Source organism: Streptomyces sp. CC53, assembly GCF_001865245.1.
In the GTDB taxonomy this organism is placed as follows: domain Bacteria; phylum Actinomycetota; class Actinomycetes; order Streptomycetales; family Streptomycetaceae; genus Streptomyces.
In genome coordinates this window covers 1,321-8,859 of record NZ_MKXB01000130.1, presented here as the reverse complement: position 1 = coordinate 8,859, position 7,539 = coordinate 1,321, and the positions used below count along the sequence as shown (strand labels likewise).

At 73.8% G+C, this 7,539-nt stretch carries 6 protein-coding genes, 1 tRNA gene and 1 pseudogene; 7 read left to right on the top strand and 1 reads right to left on the bottom strand.

The annotated features are described in order from the left end of the window. The 5 genes and pseudogenes from BJP40_RS12155 to BJP40_RS12130 form a co-directional block, all read left to right on the top strand. A pseudogene (locus BJP40_RS12155) lies at window positions 1-677 on the top strand (hypothetical protein); the annotation flags it as partial. A gap of 85 nt (window positions 678-762) precedes the next feature. Beyond that, window positions 763-836 (top strand) — tRNA-Ala (locus tag BJP40_RS12150). A gap of 634 nt (window positions 837-1,470) precedes the next feature. Further along, on the top strand, window positions 1,471-1,947 hold the full coding sequence (locus BJP40_RS12140) for a hypothetical protein (protein WP_071280382.1): 477 nt from the start codon (window positions 1,471-1,473) through the stop codon (window positions 1,945-1,947). A gap of 246 nt (window positions 1,948-2,193) precedes the next feature. Further along, window positions 2,194-3,003 carry a DUF4253 domain-containing protein gene (locus BJP40_RS12135; protein WP_071280381.1) on the top strand — a complete coding sequence of 270 codons (810 nt, stop codon included), beginning with the start codon at window positions 2,194-2,196 and terminating at the stop codon, window positions 3,001-3,003. 32 nt (window positions 3,004-3,035) lie between these two features. Then, window positions 3,036-3,338, top strand: a complete 303-nt coding sequence (locus BJP40_RS12130; RefSeq protein WP_226962606.1) for a hypothetical protein — start codon at window positions 3,036-3,038, stop codon at window positions 3,336-3,338. A 112-nt stretch (window positions 3,339-3,450) separates the two neighbouring features. Here the strand turns inward: BJP40_RS12130 and BJP40_RS12125 are convergent, their stop codons facing one another. Beyond that, window positions 3,451-4,665 (bottom strand): hypothetical protein, encoded by a 1,215-nt coding sequence (locus tag BJP40_RS12125; protein ID WP_071280380.1) that lies wholly within the window; start codon window positions 4,663-4,665, stop codon window positions 3,451-3,453. Between the two features lie 335 nt (window positions 4,666-5,000). Here BJP40_RS12125 and BJP40_RS12120 point away from each other — a divergent pair, with 335 nt between their 5' ends. Next, window positions 5,001-5,624 (top strand): transcriptional regulator, encoded by a 624-nt coding sequence (locus BJP40_RS12120; protein WP_071269614.1) that lies wholly within the window; start codon window positions 5,001-5,003, stop codon window positions 5,622-5,624. Between the two features lie 1,230 nt (window positions 5,625-6,854). Next, on the top strand, window positions 6,855-7,424 hold the full coding sequence (locus tag BJP40_RS12115) for a toxin (RefSeq protein ID WP_226962607.1): 570 nt from the start codon (window positions 6,855-6,857) through the stop codon (window positions 7,422-7,424). Window positions 7,425-7,539: the final 115 nt, after the last annotated feature.

The following is a 7,539-nucleotide window of genomic DNA, read 5'->3' as shown; positions in this document are numbered from 1 at the left end:
AACGGGCCCGCCGCTCCCGCGTGCTGGCCCGCCGCCGCCGCACCACGGTCGTCCTCTTCCTCGCCTTCACCGTCGGCGCGGTCGTCGCCGCCGTCGCCGGCCTCGCCTTCCTCTGGGCCCCCGGCGTCCCCGCCGTCCTCCTCAGCGCGTACATCGCCTACCTCCGCCGCCAGGAGCGCCGCCGCTTCGTGTACGTCATGGACCGGCGCCGGGCCGAGGCCGCCGCGCAGCGGCTGCGCGACAGCCGGTCGCCCCGCCGGCCCCAGCCTCCGCACGACGAGGCCGCCCCCGCTCCCGCCGGCGACCCCGCCCCGCCGGTCTCCCCGGCGGAGGCGGACCGGCGCGCCCTGGTCGAGCAGACCGACCACGCCGAGTGGGTCGACCAGCAGCGCGACCGCGGCCCCGTCCGCGGCGACAGCTGGGACCCCGTCCCGGTGCCGCTCCCCACCTACGTCACCGCACCCGTCGCCCCCCGCGCCACCGGCGGCGTGGACGTGACCGACCCGGAGACCTGGAGCGCCGCCCGCTCCTCCCCGGCGGAACCCACTCCGCCGCCGGCCACCCGCAAGAACCCCAACCCCTCCGCCACACCCCCGCGCCGCCCCCGCGACCGCAGCCGCACCCCCCTCTTCGACCAGTACGCCGACGACGACCGGCCCCGCGCCGCGAACGAGTGACCGGCGTGATCCACCTCTCGACCCCCGGCCGGCCAACGGATTTCCGAGCACGCAGATCGGGGTGCTAAGGTTTCACACGTCGCAAGGGCCTGTGGCGCAGTCCGGTAGCGCACCTCGTTCGCATCGAGGGGGTCAGGGGTTCGAATCCCCTCAGGTCCACAGACACGACTGTTCTTGAGTTCGCTCAGGAAGAGTTCACGAGATCCCGTCCGATCTGATTGATCGGGCGGGATCTCTGCGTTTCCGGGGCTTGTTCGAGGTGTTGTCCGAAGGGGTCCGGTGCCGGAGGCGGTTGCCTGGCGGTCATCGGCCCGAAGGTGCGGGGCCTTCCGGGTGCGTGGGGCCTTCTGGGACTGCCGACGGGCGTGCGTGATCCCCGTGTGTGGTGCCGGGGCCTCAAGTGGTCGTGCGGATTCTCGGACCGTTGGGTGGAGGCAGGCCGGCCGCGTCGGGTCCGGCGCTGGAGGCTCCGGGAGCTTGCCGTCGGCTTACCGGCCGCCCGCGGGGAGGACGACCGAGCCGTCCGGTTCACCGTGCAGCCGGCGGACCGCGCGTTCGCCCCGGCCGCCTCCGGCTGCCGGTCGGCCGCGGCCATGTCGTACGCGAAGCCGCGCAGCGCGGCGCTCACCGGACCGCACCCGGTCTGCACGTGGTGGAGGGTCTTCGACGGCCTCGCTTTCGTTCACGGCGGCGGTCGCCGCCTCACTTCCGAACGGCTGCGAACCGCAAGCTCGAAGAAGGCCCGTGAGACAGTCGGGCACGGCGCACCGAACGTCACTGGGGAGAAGGATCGATGAGAGCGTTGCCCGCCATCACGGGCCGTGATGAGTTCGACGTCCTGCTCGTCAGGACTGACTACCACGACGACCAGGCGTGGCAGGACGTGACGGCCGCGCTGACGGAGCAGGGTGGGGCCGGCCGGTTCGAGGCGCACGTCCACGTCATTGACGACCCGGCCTGGGCAGAAGCGAGCGTCGACGAGGTGCTCAACGCGGTCCGTGCCGACGAGGACCTGTCCGTCGTCTTCCTCGCCGACCGGACGACCATGCAGGCGGCGAGCCACCCGCTGCTGGCCGTCACCACGCTGACGCGGGAGGAATGCCTGGACGACGCGGACTACGAGCAGCTGACCGAGTTCGGCCGTGAGTTCCGCGCCGTCCCCGCAGGGGCCCATGACGTTCACGCGAACCTGAGCATCGGCAACCTGCGCTTCGAGGAGTACGCCGCATGGGCTCACGATGATCCCGAGGGGCTCTTCCGGCCCTTCTGAACAGGATCACGCCGCCACGGCAGGACTCCGAAGTGGGTTGCTGGCACGGTGCACGTGCGGTCGGTGCTGTGCCCGTCCGCTGGAACGACGAGGAGGCGCTCGACGCCCTGAGAGCGTCGGGCAGGCACGGTCCAGGCGTGAGCCGCCCCGACGGACAGCGGCCGACAGGGCGCCCACCGGCCTCCGCTTCGCCATCAGAGTTCCGTGGCCAGGAGTGCTGTCAGACCCCGCGCCTACAGTCGTCAGATGGTGACGGAGACGAACAACCTGCCCCGGCTTGCGGCTGATCCGAGCGGTCGGACGCTCGGGCTCGACCTCCCCCCGGGGAGGCTGTTCAACGAGACGTACCAGGGCCCCTGGCCGGAGCCGCTGCTGTGGCTGGCCGACGGGCGTGCCGCGCCCGGGCAGTGGTCCGCGCAGCGGGCCGCGCGCCGGGCGGCGGGCCTCGTGCCGGTACTGGTGGACGTCGGCGGCCCGTCGGGCGACCCGGAGGGGTGGGACCTGATGTGCGGAAACCTGTCCTACCCGGAGGACCTGGGCGCCGACGAGATGCTGTCCCACCACTGGGGGGAACTCCGGGGGAAGCGGTCAGGGGCGGCCCCCTTCGACGTGCCCTGGCCGGGGCTCGCCGGGGCCGTGTCGTCCGACGTGGATGCCGATGAACAGGCCGCCGGGATCGCCGATGCCCTCTCAGGCGGCGGCTCCTGGCTGGAGGAACCCCGCCTGGCCCTGGTGTCCGCCGAATGCAACGCGGACATACCCTCTTCCATAGGCTGGGCCGGCGCGCTGCACCACGAGGACGACGCCGGCGTCCTCAGCGCCGTCCTGCGCAGTTGGGACGAGCGCTTCGGCACCCGGGTCGTCGCGATCACCGCGAACCGGCTCGTCCTCTCGGTCGCCTCGCCGCCCACCACGCTGGACCAGGCGGTGGCCGTGGCCGCTGAGCACGCCGCCTTCTGCCCCGACGACCTCGACCGGAGTCCGCACGGCACGCTGGAGGAGTACGCCGGCCACCACGTCCTGGGGCGACGCACCTGGGTCCACCACTGGGACTGACCGCCTCCTACGGCGGGGGCCGCCTCGCGTGCGTGGCTGTCGACGCGTTGCGCGGTCCGCAGGCCGAGTGGAACGGGCGGCGGCTCGTCGGACGCGTACCGTCCTCGCTGGAGGGCGAATGCGGCGCGCACACCTCCGCGTACGGGCACGACCTGCGGTACTCCCCGTACGCGGATCCCGGCTCCGGGACGCTCGGTCTGGTCCTGTGTGCCCGACGCGCCGGTGACGTGGTGCTCGGCAGGCCGGTGGGGGGCGCCTCCCACCGCGCCGCGGCCTGCTGCGACGTCACCGAAGGCCGCGTCCCCTCCGAGGAGTGGCAGAGCCGCCTCTGGTGACGGGGTGCCGGCCGGGCCCCTGTGGTGTCCGCTCGGGTGACGTGGACCGGTGTGTGCCGGCCGCGACACCCGCCGGCGCAGTTGCGGTGGCACGGTGCCGGGGGTTCCGCCGTCAGGGGGCTTCCTGGGTGCGGATGGCGTGGTAGTCGGCCTCGACCAGGGGGGCCGGGCCGCTCAGGACGATCTCGCCCGTGCCGGCACCCTCGGTGCGGGCGTGGTCGGTGACGCGGACCACGGTCGGCAGGTGCGGAAGGGTGCGCAGGAGGCGGTCGTCCGCCTCCGGAGTGGGGTGCCGGTGGACGCGCACGATGTGGTGGCCGGTGGGGACGAGCGCCGGTTGCAGGGCGGGGCGCGGGCGGATCACGGTGTCCAGTGCGTCGAGGAAGCGGTGGCGGCCGGTCGCCGCGTGCAGGGCCTCGTCGGCGGGCGTGCTGTGGGCGACGGCAAGGCAGGCCAGGTGCACGGGTCCGGTGCGGCGGCTGTAGGCGAGGCGGGTGGTGGCGGGGCCCTGGGTGATGCCGAGGACGTCGAGGGTGCGCAGGACGCGCAGCGACAGCACACGGGCCAGGGTGTGGTCGCGCGGCATCAGTTCGGTGCGGTCCGGGCGCCCGTCGGGGGTCCGCGTCTCCCGCCAGACGTCCGTCACGGTGTGCCGGGGGCCCGTCGCGGGATCGGTGCGGGTGAGGGTGTTCACCAGGAAGTGGGGGCCCGGCACGTGCAGGGCCAGGACCAGGTGCGGGTCGCCGCAGTGCACGAAGGCGCTGTGCCGCAGGTGCGCCCAGGCGGCGTGGATGTCCTCCCGGCCGCGGCACACCACGGGGGCCGTCGGGGTGTCCGCGGCGGCCGGGGCCAGCTCGTACGACGGCAGCCGCAGTTCGTGGGCGCAGGCGACGGCCTCGTCGAGGCGGGCCGTGCGCAGGAAGGCCGCGGCGGGTATGCCCGCCGCGGCCAGTGCGTGGGCCTGGACGCCGCGGTCCCGGCGTAACAGCGAGGTGTGCGGGTCGGCGCCGGGGAGGCGTAGGCGGTGGGTGAGGTCCTCGGCCAGGGCGATGCCCGCGGCACTGCCGGCGACGACGGCCTGGACGCCGAGTGAGCGCAGCCGCGTCGCGGTGCGCTGTGGATCGCCGGTGTGCAGGACGGTGGCCGTGTACGGACCGTCGGCAGGGCGGGGCGCCGGGTGCGCCCCGGCGGGTGGTGCCGGTGTGACGGCGATGGCCAGGGCGCCTTGCCGGCTGAGCGCGGTGGCGTACCCGGTGTCGGTGGGGAGGGGGGCGACGACCGCGGCCACGGTGCGGGTCTCGGGCACGGTGGCGAGGACGGTGGCCATCGGGCTCTCCCGGAGCTTGAGGGCGGTACGTACCGGCGGACGGGCGGTGCCTCAGGGGCGGGCGGAGCGCGGACTCGTGCGAGGGCGCGCGGCGGGGCCGCGGCGGACGCGTGGGGTGCCGCCACCCCCGTGAGCGGCACCCCGCGGACCCGGACCGCTGAACGGCCGGGGCATTGCGTTGCGCGTTGATCCTGCTACTCAGCGCTCAGATGTGTCAACTATTCCTGCCTAAAGGGGCAGCTGCGGTTGGCCATCTGGTCCGGGATGGCAGGAGCGGCTACCCTCGCGTCAGCACTCAGCCAGTGATCAGACGAAGTGCCGAGGGAGACCTCCCGGTGACAGACGCCCACGCTCCCCTCGCCGACGTGCTCGCACGCATCTCGGAGCTGACCGGGCGGCCGGGCCGCCTCACCGACGTCCTGGACGTCGGTGACCTGTCGTACCGCACCGGTGTCCCCGTCGATGTCGTCGCCGACCTCCTGGCGGGCCGCCCCGCCCCTGAGGTGCCGCTCGCCGACCGGGTGCGGCAGCGGTTGGAGTTCGTTCGGGAGACCCGCCGCAGACCCGACGGCAAGCGGTACTCCCTGGACGAGATGGCCAAGGTCGCCGGAGTGAGTCGCCAGTCCCTGACCGAGTGGCACAGGAGCAGCCTGCCGAAGCTGGAGCACGCCGACCGGCTCCGGCGGTTCTTCGGGCTGCCCGCGGGTTTCCTCACCGCCGACGAGGCCGAGGCGTTGTGCCACGCGTTGCAGCCCGTGGTGCAGGACCTGGAGGCCCGGGTCGATCCGCTGGCGCGGCTGCGGGACAGCGGACTGGTCAGCCTGGCCTCCCGCGCGCATGAGATGACGCCGAGTCAGCTTGCTGCGCTGGCGCAGATGGCCGAGGTGATCATCGCCAAGAACGGGGGCAGCGGCGAGGGCGCGGAGGGGGCTGACCCCCGCCGTTCCGAGAACGGCTGAGACCGTACCGCGTACCGGGGCCCGGAGGAGGTGCCCGCGGAAGCGCGGGCCCGTTCCGTAGGGGGTGGAGAGACCTCGTCGGACGGCTCGGTGCGGGCGTCGGGCGGCAGAGTGGGGCGTTGCGGCGCCGGGCAGCAGGGGGCGGGGCGGTGTGAGTGATGCGGTGGGTGTGTGTCGAGTGGTCGGGGTGCCGAGTGGGGCGCTCGGCAGGGCGGTTGGGGGGGATGGCCCCTGCGGTGGGTCGGCCTGCTCCGGGGTCTGATGGTCGGTGGGTCGGTGGTGCGGTGGTGCGGTGGTGGAGGGGCGAGGGCCGGGGGGCTCGTGGCCGGTGGTTGGCGGTCTGTGCCGGTGGCGGGCTTGCTCCTGCCGGTGCTCGGTGCTCGGTGCTCGGTGCTCGGTGCTCGGTGCTGAGTGCTGAGTGCTGAGTGCTGAGTTGGCGGTGGTCGCTGGTCCGGTGCGTCCTTAGGGGTGGGCACCCGCTGTTTCCGGTGGTCCCGCTCGGCTGCTCCGGCGACCGGGCCGCGCGTACCGGCGCCTTGAGCCGGACACCGGCTCCTGTGCCGCACCGGCTCCCGTGCCAGATACCGGCTTTCGTGCTGCGCACCGGCTCTTGTGCTGCGCACCGGCTCCTGAGCCGGTATCGGCGGTACTGGGGGGCGGCAGGTGCTGGGCCGGTGAGCCTGCCACTGCTGTACGGGCCGGGCTGCTGCCGCCGGGGTGCCGGCCTGCCTCCGCGCGGGAGGCGGCCGTCTTGGTGGGCGGGCGGCCGAGGGCTCCGGTGAGGAGGGACGGTCGCTCCCGGAAACGGTCGGTGCAGCACTCGTTCAGCCCTCCCCCTGTGCGATGAGTGGCCATCAGCGCTGGCTCGCGTGCACCCCGCGACGGGAGTGCACCGTGCCGTGAGGGGTGGCCTTCGACGCTTCTGGCGAGACTCGTGGGCGGCGGCCGCATCCAGGTGGGGTCGGGTCGTGACCAGCCCCCCGGACAGTACGGCTGCCGGCTGCGCGACCCCGGTCCGCGGCGACTGCACCGGCCGAGCGCCCGAGCGCGCACCGGCACAAGGGGATTACCGGCCAGGCGGGGTGCGGGGTGCCGTCTGCGTTGTCCTGCTGCGTCGCTTTCGCGTACCCCTCAGCTTCCTGCTGCACCCAGGGAAGTTGTGGCTTGACGCGCGTCCGACTTGGCATATTTGCCGGTGCCCACTTCATGACGTCGCTTCCGGGGGGAAGGGTGAGCAAGAGCAAGGAGATGCGGCGGCTCGCCGACGACATCGCCGGTCGCATGCGGCTGTGCCCTCCCACCACCCGCGAGGAGCTCTTCGCGGCCCTGGTGGCGGCCGTGGCCGAGATCCGGGGCCGCCGGGTCGTCCTCTGCGAGGAGGTCTTCCCGCCGCACACGGCCAGCGGACTGTGGCTGGAGCTGAAGACGCACGACATCATCGTCGTGGAGAAGCGGGCCGCCCCCATGCACCAGTTGGTGATCTTCTTCCACGAGGTCTGGCACATGCTCAAGGGCGACTGCGGCCTCCACGTCAGCGGCGCCGCCGTCGCCTCCCGCCTGCTGACCGGCGACGACGACCCGCGGCAGGCCGCGGCCGCCGCCGTCAGCATCGCCGCCCGTACCGACTTCAGCCTGCACACCGAGCAGGAGGCGGAGCGGTTCGGCCTCTTCATGGGGCGCCGCCTGCGCAGCTGGCTGCACGGGTCGCCGTGCTCCGGCCCCGCGCACTCCGCCGGGCACGACGACGGGATCGCCGGACGCATCGGTACGGCGCTGGGGTACCGCGGGCCGCGGATCTGACCGTGCAGGGACTCAGCCAGTACGTCGGCGCTGCCGCGCTGTGCCTCGGGCTCGCCGTGAAGGCCCCCGACCTGCTGCGGCACCGGCGCGACCCCAGGGTGCTCGGCCTCGCCGG